Raw genomic sequence first — 21,778 nt, forward strand, 5'->3', positions numbered from 1 at the left:
CGAATGACAAAGTCGCTTGGTAGTTACGATACGACAGAATCGCTTGGTGATCACAAGCGTCAGGTGCTCTCCTCTAACACGTTTATGCCCCTTTCCGAGTTTGCGCAACAGAACGGTGCTTAAATTAACCTGATAATTCCCCAAATTTTCTTTATGTCAGGCCACAGGTTGGGGCTGCTCACTTTCTACCAAAATTGAGCATTCGTTATGGAATGATCCTAGCTATAAATGTGCATATTTACTTATATTGGCATATAGAAATAAAATCAAAGTAGTGGTTGTACTTGTCGAGATGACGTAGAGTGCTCGACTAACTAACACGTTGATTTTATGAGTCATAAAGTTAACCACTCAAAGATGGTTTGCTCAAGAGGCAAAGACAAGGAACGACGATTATCAGTAAATTTCTTAAAGCTGTTTCCATGTATAGAGGCTTACCTTCAAATATATACTACATAGCTATTGCTAGAATGATACTTGGCATGGGTAACTTTATTATTCCATTCCTAGTGTTACTTCTTACCGAAAAACTGTCTTACTCGACAACGGTAGCTGGTTCTTTGGCCATGGGAGTTACGGGAGCATACCTTGCAGGTAACTTCTTAGGTGGCAAGCTTTCAGATAAGTTTGGCCATAAGAATATAATGGTCGCTGGCGAACTAATCGGTTCAATCTTGTTATTAGCATGCGGGTTTGCCCCTGATAGTGCAACATTGGTTCCTGTTTTGCTTTTTGCCGCCTATTTCTTTATGGGATTAGCATTACCTGCAAGCAATTCTTTGGTTGCAGACTTATCGACACCAAAAAACCGTGATGCTGTAATGTCACTTAGTTACCTAGCATATAATTTTGGTTCGGCTGTAGGACCGATATTAGCTGGATATCTTTTCTGGAACTATACGAGTTGGATATTTTTGGGAAATGGGCTCGCAGCTTTAATTGGGATTTTGGTTGTTCTATTGCTCGTAAAACCAGAGACTATTCATCAAGTTGAATCCACTGAGGTAGACTCGGAACTAGAAAAAAGTGTTTCAGGTTCTGTTTGGTCTGTACTAATGGATAGACCACATCTGGTAGTTTTTACTTTGTTTACTGGATTGTTGTGGTTTTCTCTTAATCAAATGACGATGGCGAGTCCTTTATATTTGAACCATATTTTTGGTACTGAAGGTCCTGTTATTTTTGGGCAGTTAATGACATATGCTTGCGTACTGGTTGTGCTTATTACACCATTGTTGATGAAAATGACTTCGTCAAAAACAGAGACAGTGAGCCTTGCATATTCGGGGTTGTTGTTTACTTCTGGATATTTTCTCATATTACTGTTCCCAACTATCCCTGTTCACTTTCTGGCGTGGTTTTTCTTATCAGCGGGAGAAGTTTTATTACTGACTAAAGAGGGGGTTTATTTGGCAAACCAGTCACCAAATAGCCACAGAGGTAGAATTCAAGGTGTACTTATTACATTTAGAAGTTTGTTGGTAATGCCTAGCTTCGTAATTATTGGATTCACTATAGATACATACGGATATCTATCTACTTGGACAATTGTTATTTTGGTATCCATTCTCGCTGTCATCGGATTGTTAGCGATGAATCGCCATCAAAACAGAGTTAAGCCTGCTCGTGTGTTAGAAAAAAGCTAGTTGTGTTCAACAAGAGTCGATGTTCAATGAATATACCTGCCTGAAGCATCGTTATGCAGGTTTGTATTCCGTTAAACAAGTTACGCACTGCACGAAATTGTCCATTTTCTTTCCACAATGACCACCTCTAGAAAACGGTGGTCATTGTGTTTTGATATACCAAAAGTTATCTGAAAGCTAAATATCGCCCGAAGCGGATAAGAAGGTTTTGTCCAATTACGAGTTTAAAAACCAGTAACGACTCTCGCACACACCGAAACATACAAGCTTCTACAAAGTCGACTTCAAATCAACGTAAGGTAAGTTTGATTAGTGGAATAAGACCTCATCTAGTTTACTGAATGCGGCCATAACTACTCACTCCAAATCCCCGGAACCTTTAAGCCTTTTCACTGATCTTCCAGCCACGAAAACGTTTGTCTCGATTAAGTTCTAAACTATAACGATTAATTACACTTCAGCCCTTGTTTAACCTTTTATTGCCTCCATATTTTCCATACAATCCTAAGCGATTATAAATAAAAACAATTTCAATTTCGGAGTCCTCATGAGCGACGTAAAGCACTGTAATTTATTGATTCTTGGTTCTGGCCCTGCTGGCTATACAGCTGCAGTTTACGCTGCTCGTGCAAACCTAAACCCAGTACTGGTTACCGGTATGCAGCAAGGTGGTCAGCTTACAACCACGACAGAAGTGGAAAACTGGCCCGGTGATGCTGAAGGTTTAACGGGTCCAGCTTTAATGGATCGCATGAAAGAGCACGCAGAGCGCTTTGAAACAGAGATCCTGTTCGACCACATTAACGAAGTCGACCTATCTAACCGCCCTTTCCGTCTTAAAGGCGATTCTGGCGAGTACACGTGTGATGCATTGATCATCTCAACGGGTGCATCAGCTAAGTACTTAGGTTTAGATTCTGAAGAAGCATTCAAAGGCCGTGGCGTTTCTGCTTGTGCAACGTGTGATGGTTTCTTCTACCGCAACCAAAAAGTAGCGGTTGTCGGTGGTGGTAACACCGCTGTTGAAGAAGCACTTTACCTATCTAACATCGCGTCTGAAGTTCACCTAGTTCACCGCCGTGACACGTTCCGCGCTGAAAAGATCCTAGTGAAGCGTTTAATGGACAAAGTAGAGAACGGCAACATTGTTCTTCACACTGACCGCACGCTAGACGAAATTCTAGGCGACGATATGGGCGTAACTGGCGTTCGTATTAAAGATACTCAGTCTGATAAAACAGAAGACATCGAAGTAATGGGCGCATTCATTGCTATCGGTCACCAACCAAACACTGAAATCTTCAAAGGCCAAGTGGACATGAAAGATGACTACATCATCGTTCAGTCTGGTCTTGAAGGTAACGCAACGCAAACCAGCATCCCAGGCGTGTTCGCTGCAGGTGATGTAATGGACCACAACTACCGCCAAGCAATCACTTCTGCTGGTACAGGTTGTATGGCTGCACTGGATGCTGAGCGCTTCCTAGATGGCCTTAACGATAAGTAAATCTGAGATTGCAGATTTGATTATCGGTGCTCTCGCCTCAGTAGATGCAGGGCGTCATCACATTTTGTTGTAAATCCCTAGAGCCCAGTGGTATATCCACTGGGCTTTCTTTTGTATACTAGCCGCCCTCAACAAATAATAATTATCATTAAGCCTTCATAATGGATAAGAAAAAACAACGCAGCTTGAACAAGTGGCTTAAGCAACAGAGTAAGTTAGCGAAACGCTGGCTTATGATTGCGATTAGCCTTGGCGTACTTTCAAGCGTGTTTTTAATTGCTCAAGCAGCTCTTCTCGCCTCTATTCTTCACCAGCTGATCATCGAGAATGTCGATAAATCTGAACTGGTTGGTCATTTCGCAGGCTTGGCATTATCGGTCGTTGGCCGTGCTGGCTGTACATGGGGACGTGAAATCGCAGGTTATCGCTGTGGTGAACAAATCCGCGTCTACATCAGGCAACTCATCCTAGATAAATTACGTGAGTTAGGCCCTGCTTACATTAAAGGTAAACCTGCCGGTACGTGGGCAACGCTGTTGTTAGAACAAGTAGAAGACATGCAAGACTTCTTCTCTCGTTACCTGCCTCAGATGTCTTTATCGGTAATGATTCCATTCATTATTTTGGTTGTGGTGTTCCCAGTTAACTGGGCAGCAGGACTGATCTTCTTGCTGACAGCTCCACTAGTGCCGATGTTCATGGCACTTGTGGGTATGAAAGCGGCCGATGCGAACCGTAAAAACTTCAAAGCGCTACAGCGCCTTTCAGGTCACTTTTACGACCGCTTGCAGTCAATGACGACTATCCGTCTATTTGACCGCACCAACGCTGAAACAGAAGTACTTAAAGGTGCATCTGAAGTGTTCAGAACGCGTACCATGGATGTGTTGAAAATTGCTTTCTTGTCTTCTGCAGTGCTTGAGTTCTTCACGTCGATCTCGATCGCGATGACAGCTGTTTACTTTGGTTTCACCTACATCGGTGAGCTTAACTTCGGTCACTACGGTGTTGGCATTACGCTATTCGCGGGTTTGTTTATCCTTATTTTAGCACCAGAGTTTTACCAACCTCTGCGTGACTTAGGTACTTTCTACCACGCGAAGCAACAAGCGGTTGGCGCAGCCGAAAGTATTGTCGAGTTCTTAGAAACAGACATCACTAAGGTTAAATCAGGCGACACTCAACTCGATCCGGCTCAAGGCATTAATATTGAAGCTACCGACCTAAAAGTGTTAAGCTCTGAAGGCGTTCAATTGGTTGGTCCTATCTCGTTCGCACTGAACACTCGCCAATCGACTGCGTTAGTTGGCCCAAGTGGTGCGGGTAAAACAAGTTTGATCAATGCCATCCTTGGTTTCATGCCTTATGAAGGAAGCTTGAAAATCAATGGGGTTGAACTGCGTGACTTAGACTTAGCCTCTTGGCGTAAAACGATTAGTTGGGTTGGTCAAAACCCATTGTTGTTACACGGCAGCATTCGTGACAACGTCACTCTTGGTAAGCACGATATCGCTGACCAAACAGTTCAAAACGCACTAGAGCAATCATTTGCTAGCGAGTTCGTTAACGAGCACGGCTTGGATTACATGATTTCTGATCGCTCTGGTGGCCTGTCTGTTGGTCAATCTCAACGCTTGGCACTAGCTCGCGCAATGATTCAAGACGGTCAGTTCTGGTTGCTAGATGAACCAACAGCCAGCCTAGATACTCGTAGCGAACAGTTAGTGATGAAAGGCATCAATAGCAACATTGAAAGCCGCACTGCCCTACTTGTGACGCACCAACTCGCTCCTCTTAAATCAGTCGATAATATTCTGGTTATGCGCGATGGTGGTCTGGTTGAACAAGGTCATTACTCTCAGCTTTCGACTGCGGGTGGTTTGTTTGAAGAGATGCTGAACGCGAACTTAGCTCAACAAGATAATAAGGGTAATTTAGATGCGTGATTTACTGCCTTACCTGAAACTCTATAAAAAGCATTGGTTTGGCCTATCGCTAGGCATGCTATTGGCTTTTGCTACTCTGTCGGCTTCTATCGGCTTGTTAACGCTATCAGGCTGGTTCATTTCAGCTTCTGCGGTTGCAGGCCTTACGATTGCGCGTGAAACCTTCAACTACATGCTGCCGGGTGGTGGTGTACGTGGTTTGGCAATGAGCCGTACTGCGGGTCGTTGGGGTGAACGTGTTGTCAGCCATAATGCAACATTCAAATTGTTAACTGATCTGCGTATCTTCTTCTTCAAGAAGCTGGCTCCGCTGATCCCAGGTCGTATCTCAAACCTTCGAGATGCTGACCTTCTCAACCGTTTGGTTGCTGATGTAGACGCCATGGATCACGTGTACTTACGTTTAGTAAGCCCAGTGACGGTGGGTGTGTTCGGGATTTTCTTCCTGACTCTGTTCTTGATGTGGTTCGATAGTTCGCTTGGTTTGATCTTGGGTTCTATCCTTCTGATCATGCTGTTGGTTTGGCCAATCTTATTCTACAAGCTGGGCAAGCGTAACGGCGGTGAACTAACACAGAACAAAGCTGATCTACGTGTGACTACACTCGATTGGATTGAAGGCTACAGCGAACTGACTCTATTCGGTGCAGAAGAACGTTACCGTAATGCAATTCTAGAAACGCAACACAAGCTGATGGCGAATCAGTTTGTAAACGCCAACCTAACCGGTATGGCTTCAGCAGCGCTAATGCTGTTCAACGGTTTGACGCTGGTTCTTATGCTTTGGCTTGCGGCTGACGGTGTGGGTGGCAATGCACCAGACCCGTTCATCGCGCTAATGGCGTTCGCTACTATGGCAAGTTTTGAACTGCTGATGCCTATCGCAGGCGCGTTCCAGCATTTAGGTCAAACTCTGTCTTCTGCTCGTCGCTTGAACGAAGTGATTCTGTCGGAGCCTGAAGTTCAGTTTGCTGAAGAGAAACTCGACATCAACAAGCCGCTTGATATTACGTTCTCAAACGTGACGTTCAACTACCCTGACTCTGAGCGCAGTGTTCTGAACGCTGTTGACCTAACGATCCCTGCCACGCACAAGGTTGCGATTGTGGGTCAAACGGGTTCTGGTAAATCGACTCTGATTCAGCTTCTGACTCGCTACTGGGATCCTAAAAAGGGCTATATCTCAATCGCGGGCATTGAACTGACACAATGGAATGAATCACAGCTTCGTGAATCAATCAGTGTGGTAAGCCAGCGTGTCGACATCTTGAATGGCAGCCTACGCGACAACTTGTTGATTGCGAAACCAGATGCCAACGATGAGCACCTAACTAACATCCTTAAAGACGTTGGTCTAGAAAAGCTACTTGAGAATGACGCGCTTGATAGCTGGTTGGGTGACGGTGGTCGTCAACTGTCTGGTGGTGAGAAGCGCCGTATTGGTATTGCACGTGCGATTCTTCATGATGCCCCTATCCTGCTTCTCGATGAGCCGACAGAAGGCTTGGATAAGCAGACAGAACACAGCATCATGGCGCTGTTCGAGAAGCACTTCGAAGGCAAGACGGTTATCTTCATTACGCACCGTTTGATTGGTCTTGAATCCATGGATTCTATCGTTCTGATCGAACAAGGTGACATTGTTGAACATGGCTCTCACGAGACACTACTGAATGCACAAGGGCGTTACTTTCAACTTCGTCAGGCAATCTAGCTCCTCATAAGTTATAAAGAAAACGATTCAAAGCCCGAGTTTATACTCGGGCTTTTTTGTGTCTTTATGTTTTTGTATCTTCACTCTTGAGCAATCTATTAGGCAAGTTTGGTTTTAAGCCTCTTTACTAAATCACTGACTTATCGAATTGGTTTTAAACAAAGTTCTGTTTGAGCTTCTCTTCCAACGCTTTGACGCACAGTTTGATGGCAATCGGTGTGTTTGAGGCGAATGGATTCAACGCATAAACCGTGTTTGTGGGTAGTTGAAAACTTGGTAAGAGATCGACCACTTCATTTGATAGTTGATGAAGATAGAAGTCTGGGATCACACCAATGCCAACGCCAGATTTGATCAACGCGAGACAACTATGAAAGGAGTTCGTAGTGCAACTTGCTTGTTGTTGGTAAATAAAGTTTTGATCTGTTTGAGAAGTAAAGTGATGAGAAACTTGCTTACCTTGCCATGAGTTAGCAATGTAAGGAATAGATTCAAGCTCACGAGAACGCATGCTTTCAACGCCACACAACACGTCTTTAAACTCGCCCAAGCGTTTCTGCTTTAGGTTACTGTCACGAGAAGTTCCTACTCGTACTGCGAGATCAATATCGTGTTCCATGAAATCTAAGTGCTGATCATCGCTTATCAGCTCGGGTTTTAGCTTGGGATATTGCTTCATTAGATCTGCGACAACAGGGGCGACGAGCAAGTCCATAAGAGCATTCGGTGCAGTAATACGAATCCGACCTTGTGGCTCTTCTAGCTCAGCTTTGGCCATATCCCAAGCCGAGTCAGCAATCACGTTGATGTCTTTGCAGCTTAAATAAAAACGCTCACCCATACTGGTCAGAGATTGCCTCCGTGTTGTGCGTTTGAGAAGTGAAGCACCTAGTTCTTGTTCCAGAATTTTGAGGTGCTGACTGACGACGGACTTGGATAACTCAAGCTTTTCAGCCGCAGCTGATACTGAGCCCTGCTCTACGATGTGAGCGAAAATCGACATCTGCTTTAGCTTACTCATCTTATTGTTCTCTTTTTACATACAGTATTTTCTATTATCTCTGTTTTTCAACTTAATTTCCAAGGCTAAACTGAATCCAACTTATCGAGACACCCAAATCAAAGACACAGTGTTTGAAAGAAGACTGTTATGGAGAAAGACAATGTTAGACAACCAAATTTTAGAAGCATGTAAGCAAGGCATTAACGCGTGGCAGAAAGCATTCAACAGCCAAGATGCGAAAGGTTGTGCAGATCAATATGCTGAAAGCTGTGTAATGGAAGCGCGTCCATTTGGTACTTTTGAAGGTCGTGAAGCGATTCAAGCATTTTGGCAAAACATCATCGACCAAGGCTTCAAAGACGTTGATTACACAGACGTTACGTGGGAAGAGCACCCAGAGGGCGGCTACATTTTGACGGCTAGTTGGACAATGAACAAAGCGTTTGGTGTTGTGCATCGTGAGCACTGGGCACTAGAAGCCGATGGTTGCGCTCGTTTAATCAGCGATGACTTTGAGGTTCAAGGCGAACGCTAGAGCTGCTCGCTTTTAAAAGAACAAGCCGCTTTAAAAAATAATGCGATAACAATAGTTATGTCGCTAAAAAATAGTTATGTCGCTAGAAAATAGTTATGTCGCTAGAAAAACAAAGGCCGGTAGTCTGAATCAGACTACCGGCCTTCTCTTTTTATTCCAGCCGGTTATCGACTGCTTACGAAAAACAACCGTTATAGTGCCGCTTTCTTCGCTTCTGTAATCCAAGCATCAAACGTATTTCGGTTCGCTTTGATCCAACCGTTTACGTGCGCTTCGATATCAGCCGAGCTGTTCTTACCTTTACTCATCATCATGTTCTGAGCACTTACATCATTGATGTTAAGTTTGATGATTTCAAAAAGCTTCGCCGCAGATGGGTTGTTCTTAGCAAACTCTTTGTTCGCAATAATACGCATCGAGTTCATTTCGAAGCCGTAGTTCTTACCGTTAGACAAAGTAGTATCAACATTCGCACGATCACCCGGAAGTGAAGAGAATGGAACTTCTAACCAAACTACGTCTTCGTTAGGAACCAATACACCACTTACCCAATAAGGTGTCCACGTGTAGTAAAGAACTGACTCGCCCTTTTGGTAACGTGAAATCGTATCTGCGATGATCGCTGCATAGTTACCTTGGTTGTGAGTAACGGTATCGTCCAATTTGAATGCAGAGATTTGGTGTTCGATGACCATCTCACAACCCCAACCAGGGTTACAGCCCGTCAGGTCTGCTTTGCCATCGCCATCAGCATCAAACAGCTTAGCGATTTTTGGATCAGTCAATTGACCTATGTTAGTGATGTTGTACTTTTCAGCGGTTTTCTTATCAATAAGGTAACCTTGAGCGGCACCACTTACATATTGGCCTTCACGGTAGAATTTGTCATCGCCACCTGCCATTTTGTATTTGTCAGCGTGTAGTGGGAACCAACCTACTGTTAGGAACGTTGCGTCACCTTTTGCGATAGAAGTGTAAGCTACGTTGTAGTCCACTTCTTGCGTTGATTTCACATCGTAACCAAGCTCTTCTAAAGCACGGTTAACAATCAGTGTTTGGAACGTTTCTTCAGCAACTGAAGATTGAACGGGCTGAACTGATACACCTTCACCCGGTAAGCTTGCAGCCCACACGTTCGTTGATACAGCCAGTGTCGAAACGATGCTAACGGCTAGCTTACTCTTCCATGAATTATTCATTGGTGTTTTTCCTTAGTTGTAGTTCTGATTGTTTACCGCGATTTAAAGCTTTTAGCACAAGGGAAACAGGCCCCATGTGATACCAGCGTAATTTTGTATTACCTGCATTTACCCCGAGAACTTGGGTAATGCGGTCAAGTAGGATTGCAAGAATAACAATGCCTAGGCCACCAACAGCGGCTAATCCCATATCCAGTCGGCCAATACCTCTCAGTACCATTTGACCTAATCCACCTACCGCGATCATTGATGCGATAACCACCATCGATAGCGACAACATCAGTGTTTGGTTCACGCCCGCCATGATGGTTGGCAGTGCAAGTGGTAGTTGAATTCGGTAAAGCATCTGCTTTTTGCTGGCACCAAATGAGTGACCCGCTTCGATCAGATCTTCCGGTACTTGCTGAATACCCAAGATAGTCAAACGTACAACAGGAGGAAGTGCGAATATGATCGTCACCACCACACCCGGAACGTTACCGATACCAAACAACATTACGATGGGTACAAGATAAACGAAGGCTGGCGTCGTTTGCATGGCGTCGAGAATTGGGCGTACGAATTTAGCCGCGGTATTGCTGCGGGCGAGCCATATCCCCATGGGTAAGCCGATCAGCAGACAGAAGAATACCGATGTCATAACCAGTGAAAGCGTGGTCATCGCTTCAGACCAAGCGCCAATCAAGCCAATAAAAGTCAAAGAAACGGCTGTAGCCAAACCAAGCTTCAGGTTTGAAAACTGCCATGCAACTAAAAACAAAATGATCAACATGAATGGTGCAGGTGTCGACACCAACGCCGTTTCAAATGAACTTAGAATGAAATCGATAGGCACACGGATTGCTTGAAACAATGGACGTCCGTGCTCAACTAACCAATTCAGTCCAGACTCTACCCAAGTGTCGACGGGCAAAACTGCTTCTGCAAAAGGGTTAAGTGGATCAAAAGGTGTCGTTTCGACTGTTTCGCTGCTTAACCAATCTGCTGATGGTGAGGTATCTGCTGCTTGACCCCAAGGATCACTTGATGGCTGAGCTGCTGGAGCTGATTGAGACCATGGGTCATTATTTGTTTGTTCAGACGACATGATCTACCCCTTATCCAATGTTTGTAACAGTCGCGACTTAGTTACCACGCCAAAGTAATTACCTTGCTCATCCACAACAGGAACGGAGTAAGGCACACCGCCAACAAGGCCAAGCACATCGTTGATTGGTAAATCAGGGTTCAGCGTTAGGCCATCATCGAGCTGCGCACTGACGAGTGATTTGTTCTCTTTGTGTGCTTTACGAAGGGAATCAACAGAGACAATGCCGGAGTAACGACTGCTTTTCTCAACAACAATGCCGTATTCACGGTCGTTATCCATCAAGATTTGTAGAGCGGACGCTGGGCCGTCATGTTCTGATTTTTTAAATACCGCCGCTGGCTTCTTACGTGCAATGTCTTTCACCGTAAGAACACTTGCTACATTCACACCGCGGAAGAAAGCTTCGACATAATCGTTCGCTGGGTTGTTAAGAATTTCGTCTGGGGTACCCACTTGAACCACCTCACCGTTTTGCATAATGGCAATACGGTCACCGATTCGCATCGCTTCATCCAAATCATGGGAGATGAAAACAATGGTTCGTTTATCGTCATTTTGAAGGCGAATAAGCTCATCTTGCATTTCAGTACGAATCAAAGGATCGAGCGCCGAGAATGCTTCATCCATCAACAAGATATCAGGGTCACATGCTAGAGCACGAGCCAAACCAACACGCTGCTTCATACCGCCAGACAATTCATCAGGGTAAGATTCTGAATACGGCCCGAGACCGACTCGTTCCAACGCTTCAAATGCTGACTGTTTTCTCTTATCGACTTCAACACCCGCTAGTTCAAGACCAAACGCGGCGTTTTCAATCACTGTCATGTGAGGCATCAATGCGAAGTTTTGGAAAACCATGGAGATGTTGTTGCGACGGACTTCGCGGAGCTCATCTTCTGAGGTGTGGGCAATGTCTTTGCCTCGAAGAAGCACATTACCTTTGGTAGGTTCAATCAAGCGGTTAAGAAGGCGTACTAGGGTTGATTTGCCAGATCCTGACAGGCCCATTATGACGAAAATCTCGCCTTCTTGAATGCTAAGAGAAACATCGTTAACGCCGATCGTTAACCCTGTTTCTTCGAAAACTTTATCTTTGTTCGCGCCTTCATTAATCATTGTAAAAGCACGGTCGGTGTCTTCACCAAACACCTTGTACAGTCCCTTAACTTCCAGTATGGGATCCATGTAATTTAATCCTTTCTTAGTTATCTAAACTAATAGTTATTTAAACTCAAAACCGATTATTTAAACTTAAAAACGGTTATTTAAACCCGAAAAACGATTAGCACTCTAAGCAATTAACCCATGCAAATCAAGGGGCATCGTTCTGTAAAGTCAATGAAAAACCGTTAAAACCCCAGCCCAAACAAAGGTCAAATATCAAGCCCATACAAAGCAAAATATTGATAATAAAGAAATTTAAATCACACTCAACACCTGCGGCATTATGTATTACTTACAGATAGATTATTGAATATTTATTTCACATCAGAACAATTAATAGGCTAAATAGACCAAGAATATGCACAAATAGTTCGTGTACAAACAATTTGAATACAAACCAATTAAGAGGATTTAAACGCCACTAAGACCGGTAAATTAACACCATTACGAGGCGCGCACTCCCAATGACTTTTACACACATATGAAGGGCAATCTGGATAGAGTCCGTCCAATTAGGCACAGATCGGATTGATACCTTCATCTCCGATATAGAAGACATAACACCAACTGTGATACTTGCTGCAAACTGTCAAAAGTCGATTACCCAGGCCGAAAGACAACTTGTAGAGTACACATTGCTGATCCATTCTTTATCTAAAGGCTGGATACTCTTTCGGACGGATAAAAGGACAGGTATTAGAATGATAAAAATGCTGGTGTGTGACTTTGATGGCACGCTTGATGGCGGCTCGTCTCATGGGGTTGATCAGTTGTTTAACTACTTAACAAAACAACCGGATATCCGCTTTATCATCGCGACAGGTAGAACACTGCCCTCAATTCGTGTGGGTTTAGCTTCTGACAACTACCCGAAACCACACACGATTATCAGCGACGTAGGCACGAGAATTCATCACGAGCACTCCCAAACACCGGATCACACCTGGCACAATCAATTAGAAGCGTCTTGGAACAAGTCAAAGGTTGAGTCTGCACTTGCATCGCTCGATTTCATGGGAGAGCGCTTAGAGAGCCATCAAGGGGAATACAAGATCACTTTCGAAGGAAAACTCTCAGAGCCTCAACATGAGCTGATCGCATCTCGTCTGGAATCACACGGTTTAGATGTACACCTTACTTATTCCCACGATTGGTACTTAGATATCACGCCTAAGGGTGTCAACAAGGCCACAGCGATTCATCATCTACTTAAACAACATCAGTTAAGCATTGAAGAGGTATGCGTGGCTGGCGATTCAGCGAACGACACCTCGATGCTAACCATAGATGGCGTAAATTCAATATTGGTCGCGAATCATTACCCTGAGATCGCTCACCTGTCCGATCGAGATAACGTATACACCAGCAGAGCAACACATGCAGAGGGTGTGTTAGAAGGCCTTAAATACTGGCAAGGGCTTGCTGCGTCGGGTAATTAATACAAGTGTATCAAGCAGATCGCCTCGACTTGATACACTTATTTCCAACCAGGAAGCCAATGATCCTTATCGGTTAGATCGCGCCAGTTAATGTCTTCTTCTCGTTTCGTCATCACCGCTTCTATTAAGCAACGAATGACCTCCCCTTCTTCGAATTCGACCTCCGTGATCATAAAGTGCTTTTCTTTCTTTACTGGGCTAACGGCCGTCCATTTACTGCGAAGTAGTTTCTTTGGATTGATTCGATTCATTGATTCCCCTATCTGGTTGGGTAGTTGTCACTGTTCGTTAGTACTTTATCTATAATCCTCAAAGAGTTAAAAAGATCACTTCATGTTAAGAAAGCCTACGGTTCAACCCCAGGTAAGTCATAACTAAAATCAATAAAATAAATCGTGAACTCGGTACAATAGTTGCCACCAGTTCACAAACAAACTCCCCATGAGCCAAACAGAGTTCCAACAAAAAATAGCGAGCTTTACTTCGATTGAACAAGCGCTTGATTACTTCGAAATAGGCTTTGATAGAAAGTTCATCGACCAAAATAGAATAGAGCTTGTGAAGCGCTTCAATGGTTATCTGATCCTGTCAAAGCCGGATGATTGGTTTGCTGGAAGAAGAGCGCTGAAAAATGCGTACTGTAAGGTGCAACGCAGTAAACTCGATCGCTATACACGCTCTGCCTGTCGTGGTTGCACGACTTGCCAACGTCGATAGCTCAAAGTTAACCGTTAAATAGCTGTCGATTTAAAAGTAGGCAGCTAAAAACAGATAGCTGAAATAACATCTCATTACGATTTAGTTAGTGGTTTGCTCGAAAAAAAGTGTGCTAATCTTACGGCAACTCAACTACGAGATAAAAACTACAATGAAAATTTTCAGCAACTTCGAAAGCGGCAACATTCACGTCGTTTCAGCAGATTCACCACAAAACATTCAACTAACTATTCCAGCGGATAATCAAACTGAAATCGCACAATGGTTTCATTTCCGCTTAGAAAGTGAAGCTCAACAAGCTCACCACTTTGAAATCGGCCAATTGGCAACATCTGCCTACCCTGAAGGCTGGAAAGATTATGATGTGGTTGCATCGTATGACCGTGAAGAGTGGTTCCGCATTCCATCTCAATTCGATGGCGACACTTTAAGCTTTGATATCATTCCTGAACACGATTCAATGTACTTCGCGTACTTCGCACCGTATTCATACGATCGTCATCAAGATCTCTTGCACAGTGCTCAAACGCACCCTGCTTGTAAGCTAGAAACTCTGGGCCATACGTTAGATAACAACGACATCACTTTGCTAACCATCGGTGAGCCAAGTGCAGAGAAGAAAAACATCTGGGTTATTGGTCGCCAACATCCGGGCGAGACCATGGCTGAATGGCTGATCGAAGGTCTGCTACAACGCTTGCTTGATGAGACAGACACAGTAGGCCGCTCACTGCTAGACAGCGTTGTATTCCGCGTTGTACCTAACATGAACCCAGACGGCAGTATCCGTGGCCACCTACGCACTAACGGTATTGGCGTTAACCTAAACCGTGAATGGCAGTCACCTTCTATGGAACGCAGCCCTGAGGTTTTCCTTGTTCGCGAGCGCATGCTAGAGACTGGTGTTGACCTTTGTCTAGACATTCACGGCGACGAAGCAATCCCATATAACTTTGTTGCTGGTAGCGAAGGCACACCTTCATACAACGAGCGCATTGCAAAACTAGAGAATCACTTCAAGCAAGCTCTTCTGACTATCACGCCAGAGTTCCAAGATGAATTTGGTTACGATAAAGACGAACCGGGCAAAGCAAATATGACCGTCGGCACAAACTGGATCGGCGAACAGTTCAAGTGTTTGGCATACACTGTCGAGATGCCATTTAAAGATCACATCAGCCACGCTGACGAACTGTACGGTTGGTCTCCAGAGCGCAGTGTTGCATTTGGTCACGACATGCTAGCAGCGGTTTGGGCAACAGTCGACGAGCTATAAGAGGAAGCAAACTTGTTAGTTTGTCTTTAGAAGTAGTTTGTTCATATAGATGACAAAGCCCAGCACTCGTCAAAGTGCTGGGCTTTTTATATCAGATAATGATGAGTTACTTGGGTTTTAGGCGTTTAGAAGCTTTGCTTATGCCACTCTGAGGTTCGCGAAGAAAACCGGGTACCTTTGCCTAATGTGTCGTTGTTCAGCCACCATATCTTTGAAACTCGGGCCTTGTGATAACAGAACGATCACTTCATCGCCTTCTTGCCTCAATACAGAACCACGAATATCAATGCTGTTATTACCATGCAACCATAAAGTGCCTGCCATTGAGAAGCCTCGATAGACCGGGATGATGTTACTCATCATCAAGCGCACGCCTTTTTCAGAAACTTCACTGACATGAAAAAGTTCATCTTTGATTCGTATCACTGGGCGCGCCTTTTTAGGGTACTTCAGGCGGTAATACTCACGTTTCTGGGTGAATGACTCTTCACTCATCGATGACTCCCTATCTTTGTTTCATGTTTCTGTTTCTTGGTAAAAATGAACAAGCTAACTATCCGTTGTTTTCTGTTTCAAATCTAAGATCGAAACATACACATTCATCCAATTGATGACTGTCCATTATATCGACTTTACATAGCAATGCTTTAGCCATTTATGAAGAGACTCTAAAATTCCTGAGGATTCAGTAAAAAATGAGCACTGAATAGAATATGGTATATGCCCCATTCTTAGCAACACTACCTCAGAGCTGAAACAATGCTAGTTGAATACTAAAGCCCACAAATAGAACACCACAAACAATGTTCATCATTTGTGAGGTTCGCTTTTGAACCAACAAGCGCTTGAACGTATCCGCCATTAAGATCACAATCAAGAACCACATCGACACTACTGTCGCCTGAATCCCACCAAGCATCAAACTGTCTGTCACAATCGCATCTTTTGAAACAAATTGAGGGAATATAGAAAGATAAAACAGGACGATTTTAGGATTCAGTAGATTAGTGAGGAGCCCTTTGAAAAATTGATTGTATAGCTTACTTCCCGATGCACTTACCGCATAAAGTACACCCTCTTGAGCACGCAGGGCCGCGCGAAAATGGTTATACCCAAGCCAGACAAGATACAAAACCCCAGCCCACTTAAGCCCTTCAAAGGCCATTGGGGTGTTCGACAATAACAAACTTATGCCGTTGGCCGAGATAAAGGCGTGAAAAAAGAAACCACATGACACGCCCAACACGTTCACAAATGCGAACAGCTTCCTTTGAGTTAAGGCTGTGCTTAATACCAGCAAAGCATTAGGGCCTGGAATAATGGCAATAAAAAACACGATAACAATAAACAGCGATATACTGTCCCAACTCATTTCGAACTCATTTCATGAACATTTTTAGGGCGGACATTGTACGTCCATTCAATGCCATTACAATATGATGAACGTTTAATTATCGCGTATGGCTAACATACATAATTCACGCATAAAATGAGAGCGTTTATCGTGTAACGTTACAAAACTGATTTTCTAACATTTGCAGCCCTGTTAGACTCCACCTCCCTTTTGATACTTGGTTCATTTATGTCATTTGATAGCCTAACCCTTAACCCAAAAACCGTCTCCGCGATCCCATCTCAATTCAATAAGCCGACAGAGATACAGCAAACGGTAATTCCTACAATTATTGCGGGGAAAGACGTGCTGGCGTTGGCTCAAACGGGTAGCGGAAAAACGTTGGCATTTGGCTTACCTTTGCTGAACAACATCAAGCATGATGTAAATGAACTACAAGCGATAATCATTGTTCCAACCCGTGAACTTGCCTCTCAAGTAACCAAAGCACTAGAACCCATCGCAAGCACACTTGATATCAAAACGGTGACACTAACTGGTGGTGTTGATATCGAGATCCAGCAACAGCAATTGTTAGAAAAGCCACAACTCGTGATCGCAACTCCTGGCCGCCTACATGCCGTTATTCAAGAGAACAAGCTCGAGCTAACCCAATGCAAGTCTTTAATTCTTGATGAGGCAGACCGTTTACTCGACATGGGATTTTGGCCAGATGTTCAAACCATTATTTCTGCTCTTCCTAAAAAGCATCAAACACTGCTGTTTTCGGCTACGCTGCCAAAAGAGCTGATCAGTCAGACTGAGGCGCTTCTTGTTAATCCAGTAAAGGTCACAACGCATCAAGAAAACAGCGTGGTCGCGGCTATTGAAGAAACTCTGTACTTAGTGAACAAAGGCAGTAAAGCTCAAGCGCTGATCGCCCTAGTCAATCAGCACGCATGGTCGCAGGTATTGGTATTTATTGGCGCAAAAGACAATGCTGATGCATTAACCAAGCGATTGAATAAGGCCAAAATCAGTGTAAATGCGCTACACGGAAATAAGAGCCAAGAAGAGCGAGAGCAAGCATTAGAGAATTTCAAAAATGGCACGACTCGTGTGCTTATCGCCACCGACGTTATGGCTAGAGGCATCCATATTGATCAACTACCTGTCGTAATTAACTTTGATTTGCCATCGCATTCGGCGACTTACGTACACCGAGTTGGTCGCACAGCAAGAGCAGGAAGCACGGGGCGCGCAATCTCTCTGGTTAGCCACAGCGAAACTGACTACCTGAATGCAATTCGTACTCTGACCAATAAACCTCTTATGCTACAAGCGTTGGAAGGTTTCCCTGTTACAGACAAACCTGCATCTGAAGCGACAGCTCGCAAACGTCCGCCTAAAGACAAAATGGCTAACCGAAGAACCGCAAAAAAGAAGAGTGTTAAGCAATTTAAGAGCAAACCAAGTTCTTCGAAATAACCTGTTATTCAAAGTAACCACAGAAAATCGAATAGCCCAGTTTGCACTGGGCTTTTTTATGGTTGATCTCATATTAGCAGGACCAAAATACAAACTTATGCCCTCAAACCTCCATAAAGATGCCAACCTAAATGACACTTTTATGAATTATGATGCCAAGGTATTGATTCTTGGTTGCTCAAAAAAAATACTCTAAAATCACGTTGACGCCCCTATATCTGACAACTAGATTTTTCTATTAGTGTCTAAAAACCGGGAGGTCATTGAAATGAAACGTGCAAGCTCTACATATCGATTACAACTGATTAAGGAAGTGGCCACTCGCCGAGATCGTCAGCGTTCTAATGACCCGATGGCAAACTACATACAAAACCTAATAGACAACAAAGATGACTGTGATACCTCGGTGGAGCGTAACCAGAGATTCAGTGGCAGTCATTTTGATGAACATATTGGTGGTTGGGTTAGCGACCATTGGGGTAGCAAATAAGCCGACATCTCTAGTCACTGATATAGTCGATAGAACAGCATCGTTAGTTGTAGAATTAATACCTGCATGAACCTATCATCTGCAACAATTCCCTATCCTAGAGTAAGCAGAAAGTGTCTGAGTTAAAAAGAGAAAAAGAAGTGATGGTTGCCTTCCAAGTGATCCCTCGCGTTAAAGAAGGCAACAACTTCGAAGTGGTTGATAAAGCAATTGAAGTTGTGAAAGCTGCCGATGTGCCTTTCCAAGTCGGAGCTATGGAAACCACGATGAAAGGTGAACTCAACCTACTGTTAGATATCGTTAAAAAAGCAGAACAAGCTTGCTACGATGCAGGGGCTGTAGAAGTGATCACAAACATTAAAATTCACAGTAAAACCACCGAAGCCAATGATACATTTTGCACGTACCATCGTGGTGTAACGAAAGCGAATCACATGTTTGTTTAGCAATATGTTTATTTCAGAAAGCTGTTTATTTAAGAAAACAGGGCTTTAAGAAAGACTCTGAAGAACCAGTGATGTTATTGAAAAGGCATGTCTGAAAGGTGAGAAAGGATTTCCATTCGTTCTTCTTCTGACATCGAATGCCAATCACGCGGAGCCTCTTCAGGGTCATCTTTCGCCCCGATCGGTTTACGATCCAGTGCTTTAACTGGCTCTTTTTTGAATTTTCCGTTCTTTTTATTCATACCGACACCACTCCTTCAGGTACAAAGGTACCTACCTTAATATTACACCCCAACCATTATGTAAAGTAATAGTTACCTCGAGGTTAAATAAAATTTCAATACTTCCTCTTTAGCCGAAAAGATCTCTTTGGGGACTTGTACTTCCCTCTTCGTCAACCGACTTACCAACCAAATTTTTTTGCTTCATTATTTTTCTTCTATAGCGCTGACGACACAGCTTTATGACGTGTAACTGTTCTGACGGCGTCATCGACATCCAATTAAAGCGCTCCTCCCTTTTACGCATACAGCCATTGCAATAGCCTTTGTCATCGCTTGAGCAAACCCCCACGCAAGGGCTTGGAACTTGGAAAAACTCTAACTGCTCCACCCCGCCTCCTTACATAATCAAAATTACGCTTACTATCTCAAAAATAAGCGATTAATTTGTCGCCTAGCTCATGAAATCCATACTAAACTATGACCTTATACTGACACATATAGTGTTTTGTAAACTATACTTTGAACCCATCAAGTTACACTTATTCGGTAACTTCGTTCTTTCCTTTGGAGCCTTATAATATGAAGTTTAGTTCAAAAAAATTACTAGCAGTAGCCGCTTTACCTATGATGCTAGCAGCATGCACAACAACAGGTGATAACGCGATGCAAGTAACACCAACCGATCTACAGCACCATAATTGGGAACTTGCGCAAATTGATGGCAAGAACATTGAGAAAAGCGAACACCAAGCGACACCTCGTCTAGAGATCGGCGAAAAGATGACGGCAAACGGCATGGCTGGTTGTAACAACTTCTTCGGTCAAGGCGAACTAAAAGACGGTCAATTCCGCATTAAGCAAATGGGCATGACCATGAAAATGTGTCACGGCTCAGCAATGGAAATCGAACAATCGGTTTCCGCGACTCTAAGCGAGTGGAGCGACGTAACACTAACAAACGATACGCTAGTATTGAAAAACGATGTACACACGCTAACGTACACAATTCGTGACTGGGTAAACTAATCAGTCAGAGAAACCAAATATTGATTGAAGGAGCCCTAGTGGCTCCTTTTTTATTGCTTTTTTACACTCATGATTCCTTCAAAACTGACACTCATCGCTTACTTTTCGTACCAACCTCCAATAAACCTAAAAAATCTATCATTTGAGTGCAATAAATTCATCAGTTCAACGGTCTGTTGCTAGGATGGTAATAGCCCTTAAGTAATTGATTGAATTTACTGTTGAATTAGAATTTATTTCAGAAACAGATAGAATAACTATTAGGGCGTGTTGATCTTTCGTTAGCCACGAAAGGTCAACACGCCCTAGGGAGTTTGAAAATACAATGCTCTTGCCCGTTCACTACCAAATGGAAAAGTTTATGAACAAGATAGTAAGTACGTTAGGAATCATGGCAACCGTTGCATACAGCGCAGCCATTTACGCTGATGAAGCAACATCAACCAATAGCTGGAACCAAATAGAACAGCAGGCAGAGGGACAAACTGTCTACTTTCACGCTTGGGGCGGAAGCCAAGAAATTAATCGTTACCTACAATGGGCAGGCAAGGAGTTACAAAGTGACTACGGTGTGACCTTAAAGCATGTAAAAGTAACCGACATTGCTGAAACGACTACTCGACTACTTGCAGAAAAAGCCGCAGGCAAGAACAGCGAAGGCAGTGTCGATATCGTTTGGATTAATGGTGAGAACTTCCGCTCGATGAAAGACAATGCGCTGTTATTTGGACCATTCACAGAATCACTTCCAAACTGGAAGTACGTTGATAAATCTTTACCAATTGATGTCGATTTCTCGGAGCCAACCGAAGGCTTAGAAGCACCTTGGGGCGTCGGACAACTTGTGTTCATCCACGACCAAGAGACACTAAACAATCCGCCACAATCGTTTTCAGAGATGTTGAGCTACGCTCAAGCTTTCCCTAACCGCTTAAGCTACCCTCGCCCACCTGAATTTCATGGCACCAGCTTCATCAAGTCTCTACTGATTGAGCTAACAGACAACAACCCTGCACTGGCTCAACCTGTTTCGGAAGACAACTTCCAAGAAGTTACTGCACCACTTTGGGCTTACTTAGATAAATTCCATAAAGTGGCATGGCGCGGTGGTAAACAATTCCCAGCGGGCACATCTGAAAGCATTCAACTTCTGGATGATGGTCAGCTCGATTTAGCGATTACCTTTAACCCAAATTCTGTCTATTCAGCACAATCAAGTGGCCGCCTAGCTGAAACTACCAAGGCCTATGCTCTAGAAAGCGGTGCTCTGTCTAACATTCACTTCCTTGCGATTCCTTGGAATGCTAATGCAAGTGCTGGCGCTCAGGTAACCATCAACTTCTTGTTGAGCCCAGAAGCACAATCACGCAAAGGCGACCTCAATGTTTGGGGCGATCCTTCAGTGTTGAGCAGCAAATACCTGACCGGTAGCGCTAAAAATACCCAGCAATTTAAATCGATTGATGAACCACACCCTAGCTGGCAAAACGCGCTCGAGAAAGAGTGGCTTAAGCGATACGGTAGCTAAAATT

22 protein-coding genes are annotated in these 21,778 nt (G+C 43.8%); 13 read left to right on the top strand and 9 right to left on the bottom strand.

Annotated features, from left to right (window positions below; genetic code table 11):
* Positions 1 to 470: 470 nt before the first annotated feature.
* From AB6D07_RS19170 to cydC, 4 genes are all read left to right on the top strand, one after another.
* A complete protein-coding gene (locus tag AB6D07_RS19170) occupies positions 471 to 1,646 on the top strand; it encodes an MFS transporter (RefSeq protein WP_139137526.1) in 1,176 nt (391 codons plus the stop codon).
* 547 nt (positions 1,647 to 2,193) lie between these two features.
* Positions 2,194 to 3,153 carry a thioredoxin-disulfide reductase gene (gene trxB / locus AB6D07_RS19175; protein WP_017104247.1) on the top strand — a complete coding sequence of 320 codons (960 nt, stop codon included), beginning with the start codon at positions 2,194 to 2,196 and terminating at the stop codon, positions 3,151 to 3,153.
* A 161-nt stretch (positions 3,154 to 3,314) separates the two neighbouring features.
* A complete protein-coding gene (gene cydD / locus AB6D07_RS19180; RefSeq protein ID WP_017098635.1) occupies positions 3,315 to 5,099 on the top strand; it encodes a heme ABC transporter permease/ATP-binding protein CydD in 1,785 nt (594 codons plus the stop codon).
* On the top strand, positions 5,092 to 6,813 hold the full coding sequence (gene cydC / locus AB6D07_RS19185; protein WP_017098636.1) for a heme ABC transporter ATP-binding protein/permease CydC: 1,722 nt from the start codon (positions 5,092 to 5,094) through the stop codon (positions 6,811 to 6,813). Before cydD ends, cydC begins: the two co-directional genes overlap by 8 nt.
* A 154-nt stretch (positions 6,814 to 6,967) precedes the next feature.
* Here cydC and AB6D07_RS19190 read toward each other — a convergent pair whose 3' ends face one another.
* Positions 6,968 to 7,834: a LysR family transcriptional regulator gene (locus tag AB6D07_RS19190; RefSeq protein ID WP_017098637.1), complete on the bottom strand. Its 867-nt coding sequence runs from the start codon at positions 7,832 to 7,834 to the stop codon at positions 6,968 to 6,970.
* Positions 7,835 to 7,976: 142 nt separating this feature from the next.
* Here AB6D07_RS19190 and AB6D07_RS19195 point away from each other — a divergent pair, with 142 nt between their 5' ends.
* Positions 7,977 to 8,351: a nuclear transport factor 2 family protein gene (locus tag AB6D07_RS19195; protein ID WP_029223160.1), complete on the top strand. Its 375-nt coding sequence runs from the start codon at positions 7,977 to 7,979 to the stop codon at positions 8,349 to 8,351.
* Between the two features lie 191 nt (positions 8,352 to 8,542).
* On the opposite strand, the gene proX is transcribed toward AB6D07_RS19195, so the two are convergent.
* The 3 genes from proX to proV are packed head-to-tail and all read right to left on the bottom strand — an operon-like array spanning position 8,543 to position 11,828.
* Positions 8,543 to 9,550 (bottom strand): glycine betaine/L-proline ABC transporter substrate-binding protein ProX, encoded by a 1,008-nt coding sequence (gene proX, locus AB6D07_RS19200; RefSeq protein WP_009846457.1) that lies wholly within the window; start codon positions 9,548 to 9,550, stop codon positions 8,543 to 8,545.
* On the bottom strand, positions 9,543 to 10,637 hold the full coding sequence (gene proW / locus AB6D07_RS19205) for a glycine betaine/L-proline ABC transporter permease ProW (protein WP_017104248.1): 1,095 nt from the start codon (positions 10,635 to 10,637) through the stop codon (positions 9,543 to 9,545). The genes proX and proW overlap by 8 nt, the downstream gene beginning before the upstream one ends.
* A gap of 3 nt (positions 10,638 to 10,640) precedes the next feature.
* Positions 10,641 to 11,828 (bottom strand): glycine betaine/L-proline ABC transporter ATP-binding protein ProV, encoded by a 1,188-nt coding sequence (gene proV, locus AB6D07_RS19210; RefSeq protein ID WP_009846455.1) that lies wholly within the window; start codon positions 11,826 to 11,828, stop codon positions 10,641 to 10,643.
* A 680-nt stretch (positions 11,829 to 12,508) separates the two neighbouring features.
* Between proV and AB6D07_RS19215 the strand changes: the two genes are divergently transcribed.
* On the top strand, positions 12,509 to 13,246 hold the full coding sequence (locus tag AB6D07_RS19215) for an HAD-IIB family hydrolase (protein WP_029223161.1): 738 nt from the start codon (positions 12,509 to 12,511) through the stop codon (positions 13,244 to 13,246).
* A 38-nt stretch (positions 13,247 to 13,284) separates the two neighbouring features.
* Here AB6D07_RS19215 and AB6D07_RS19220 read toward each other — a convergent pair whose 3' ends face one another.
* Positions 13,285 to 13,497: a TIGR02450 family Trp-rich protein gene (locus AB6D07_RS19220; RefSeq protein WP_009846453.1), complete on the bottom strand. Its 213-nt coding sequence runs from the start codon at positions 13,495 to 13,497 to the stop codon at positions 13,285 to 13,287.
* A gap of 190 nt (positions 13,498 to 13,687) precedes the next feature.
* On the opposite strand from AB6D07_RS19220, the gene AB6D07_RS19225 reads away from it, so the two are divergent.
* Together AB6D07_RS19225 and AB6D07_RS19230 are read left to right on the top strand one after the other, a co-directional pair.
* Positions 13,688 to 13,963, top strand: a complete 276-nt coding sequence (locus tag AB6D07_RS19225) for a nitrogenase-stabilizing/protective protein NifW (RefSeq protein WP_017104249.1) — start codon at positions 13,688 to 13,690, stop codon at positions 13,961 to 13,963.
* A 151-nt stretch (positions 13,964 to 14,114) separates the two neighbouring features.
* Positions 14,115 to 15,239 (top strand): M14-type cytosolic carboxypeptidase, encoded by a 1,125-nt coding sequence (locus AB6D07_RS19230; protein ID WP_029223162.1) that lies wholly within the window; start codon positions 14,115 to 14,117, stop codon positions 15,237 to 15,239.
* A gap of 138 nt (positions 15,240 to 15,377) precedes the next feature.
* Here AB6D07_RS19230 and AB6D07_RS19235 read toward each other — a convergent pair whose 3' ends face one another.
* Together AB6D07_RS19235 and AB6D07_RS19240 are read right to left on the bottom strand one after the other, a co-directional pair.
* Positions 15,378 to 15,734 (bottom strand): hypothetical protein, encoded by a 357-nt coding sequence (locus tag AB6D07_RS19235; RefSeq protein ID WP_012603678.1) that lies wholly within the window; start codon positions 15,732 to 15,734, stop codon positions 15,378 to 15,380.
* Positions 15,735 to 15,984: 250 nt separating this feature from the next.
* Positions 15,985 to 16,611: a LysE family translocator gene (locus tag AB6D07_RS19240; protein ID WP_012603677.1), complete on the bottom strand. Its 627-nt coding sequence runs from the start codon at positions 16,609 to 16,611 to the stop codon at positions 15,985 to 15,987.
* A gap of 210 nt (positions 16,612 to 16,821) precedes the next feature.
* On the opposite strand from AB6D07_RS19240, the gene AB6D07_RS19245 reads away from it, so the two are divergent.
* From AB6D07_RS19245 to AB6D07_RS19255, 3 genes are all read left to right on the top strand, one after another.
* The gene (locus tag AB6D07_RS19245; RefSeq protein WP_029223163.1) at positions 16,822 to 18,060 is read left to right on the top strand and encodes a DEAD/DEAH box helicase; all 1,239 of its coding nucleotides are present in this window, start codon (positions 16,822 to 16,824) and stop codon (positions 18,058 to 18,060) included.
* Between the two features lie 268 nt (positions 18,061 to 18,328).
* The gene (locus AB6D07_RS19250; protein ID WP_009846448.1) at positions 18,329 to 18,550 is read left to right on the top strand and encodes a hypothetical protein; all 222 of its coding nucleotides are present in this window, start codon (positions 18,329 to 18,331) and stop codon (positions 18,548 to 18,550) included.
* Between the two features lie 143 nt (positions 18,551 to 18,693).
* On the top strand, positions 18,694 to 18,996 hold the full coding sequence (locus tag AB6D07_RS19255) for a thiamine-binding protein (RefSeq protein WP_032498912.1): 303 nt from the start codon (positions 18,694 to 18,696) through the stop codon (positions 18,994 to 18,996).
* A gap of 74 nt (positions 18,997 to 19,070) precedes the next feature.
* Here AB6D07_RS19255 and AB6D07_RS19260 read toward each other — a convergent pair whose 3' ends face one another.
* Positions 19,071 to 19,238, bottom strand: a complete 168-nt coding sequence (locus AB6D07_RS19260) for a hypothetical protein (protein WP_017099427.1) — start codon at positions 19,236 to 19,238, stop codon at positions 19,071 to 19,073.
* Positions 19,239 to 19,347: 109 nt separating this feature from the next.
* Positions 19,348 to 19,608: a DUF1289 domain-containing protein gene (locus AB6D07_RS19265; protein WP_017098649.1), complete on the bottom strand. Its 261-nt coding sequence runs from the start codon at positions 19,606 to 19,608 to the stop codon at positions 19,348 to 19,350.
* A gap of 191 nt (positions 19,609 to 19,799) precedes the next feature.
* Between AB6D07_RS19265 and AB6D07_RS19270 the strand changes: the two genes are divergently transcribed.
* Both AB6D07_RS19270 and AB6D07_RS19275 read left to right on the top strand, forming a co-directional pair.
* Positions 19,800 to 20,246, top strand: a complete 447-nt coding sequence (locus tag AB6D07_RS19270; RefSeq protein ID WP_009846444.1) for an META domain-containing protein — start codon at positions 19,800 to 19,802, stop codon at positions 20,244 to 20,246.
* 361 nt (positions 20,247 to 20,607) lie between these two features.
* On the top strand, positions 20,608 to 21,774 hold the full coding sequence (locus AB6D07_RS19275) for an ABC transporter substrate-binding protein (protein WP_029223164.1): 1,167 nt from the start codon (positions 20,608 to 20,610) through the stop codon (positions 21,772 to 21,774).
* The last annotated feature ends 4 nt before the right edge of the window (positions 21,775 to 21,778 follow it).

Origin of the sequence: Vibrio sp. 10N.239.312.C11, from assembly GCF_041466065.1 — a bacterium.
Classification (GTDB): Bacteria; Pseudomonadota; Gammaproteobacteria; order Enterobacterales; family Vibrionaceae; genus Vibrio; species Vibrio tasmaniensis_A.

Excerpts from the sequence above, each read along its gene's own strand:
- AB6D07_RS19170 (WP_139137526.1), top strand. The coding sequence starts at position 471 with ATGATACTTGGCATGGGTAACTTTATTATTCCATTCCTAGTGTTACTT.
- trxB (WP_017104247.1), top strand. The coding sequence starts at position 2,194 with ATGAGCGACGTAAAGCACTGTAATTTATTGATTCTTGGTTCTGGCCCT.
- cydD (WP_017098635.1), top strand. The coding sequence starts at position 3,315 with ATGGATAAGAAAAAACAACGCAGCTTGAACAAGTGGCTTAAGCAACAG.
- cydC (WP_017098636.1), top strand. The coding sequence starts at position 5,092 with ATGCGTGATTTACTGCCTTACCTGAAACTCTATAAAAAGCATTGGTTT.
- AB6D07_RS19190 (WP_017098637.1), bottom strand. The coding sequence starts at position 7,834 with ATGAGTAAGCTAAAGCAGATGTCGATTTTCGCTCACATCGTAGAGCAG.
- AB6D07_RS19195 (WP_029223160.1), top strand. The coding sequence starts at position 7,977 with ATGTTAGACAACCAAATTTTAGAAGCATGTAAGCAAGGCATTAACGCG.
- proX (WP_009846457.1), bottom strand. The coding sequence starts at position 9,550 with ATGAATAATTCATGGAAGAGTAAGCTAGCCGTTAGCATCGTTTCGACA.
- proW (WP_017104248.1), bottom strand. The coding sequence starts at position 10,637 with ATGTCGTCTGAACAAACAAATAATGACCCATGGTCTCAATCAGCTCCA.
- proV (WP_009846455.1), bottom strand. The coding sequence starts at position 11,828 with ATGGATCCCATACTGGAAGTTAAGGGACTGTACAAGGTGTTTGGTGAA.
- AB6D07_RS19215 (WP_029223161.1), top strand. The coding sequence starts at position 12,509 with ATGATAAAAATGCTGGTGTGTGACTTTGATGGCACGCTTGATGGCGGC.
- AB6D07_RS19220 (WP_009846453.1), bottom strand. The coding sequence starts at position 13,497 with ATGAATCGAATCAATCCAAAGAAACTACTTCGCAGTAAATGGACGGCC.
- AB6D07_RS19225 (WP_017104249.1), top strand. The coding sequence starts at position 13,688 with ATGAGCCAAACAGAGTTCCAACAAAAAATAGCGAGCTTTACTTCGATT.
- AB6D07_RS19230 (WP_029223162.1), top strand. The coding sequence starts at position 14,115 with ATGAAAATTTTCAGCAACTTCGAAAGCGGCAACATTCACGTCGTTTCA.
- AB6D07_RS19235 (WP_012603678.1), bottom strand. The coding sequence starts at position 15,734 with ATGAGTGAAGAGTCATTCACCCAGAAACGTGAGTATTACCGCCTGAAG.
- AB6D07_RS19240 (WP_012603677.1), bottom strand. The coding sequence starts at position 16,611 with ATGAGTTGGGACAGTATATCGCTGTTTATTGTTATCGTGTTTTTTATT.
- AB6D07_RS19245 (WP_029223163.1), top strand. The coding sequence starts at position 16,822 with ATGTCATTTGATAGCCTAACCCTTAACCCAAAAACCGTCTCCGCGATC.
- AB6D07_RS19250 (WP_009846448.1), top strand. The coding sequence starts at position 18,329 with ATGAAACGTGCAAGCTCTACATATCGATTACAACTGATTAAGGAAGTG.
- AB6D07_RS19255 (WP_032498912.1), top strand. The coding sequence starts at position 18,694 with ATGGTTGCCTTCCAAGTGATCCCTCGCGTTAAAGAAGGCAACAACTTC.
- AB6D07_RS19260 (WP_017099427.1), bottom strand. The coding sequence starts at position 19,238 with ATGAATAAAAAGAACGGAAAATTCAAAAAAGAGCCAGTTAAAGCACTG.
- AB6D07_RS19270 (WP_009846444.1), top strand. The coding sequence starts at position 19,800 with ATGAAGTTTAGTTCAAAAAAATTACTAGCAGTAGCCGCTTTACCTATG.
- AB6D07_RS19275 (WP_029223164.1), top strand. The coding sequence starts at position 20,608 with ATGAACAAGATAGTAAGTACGTTAGGAATCATGGCAACCGTTGCATAC.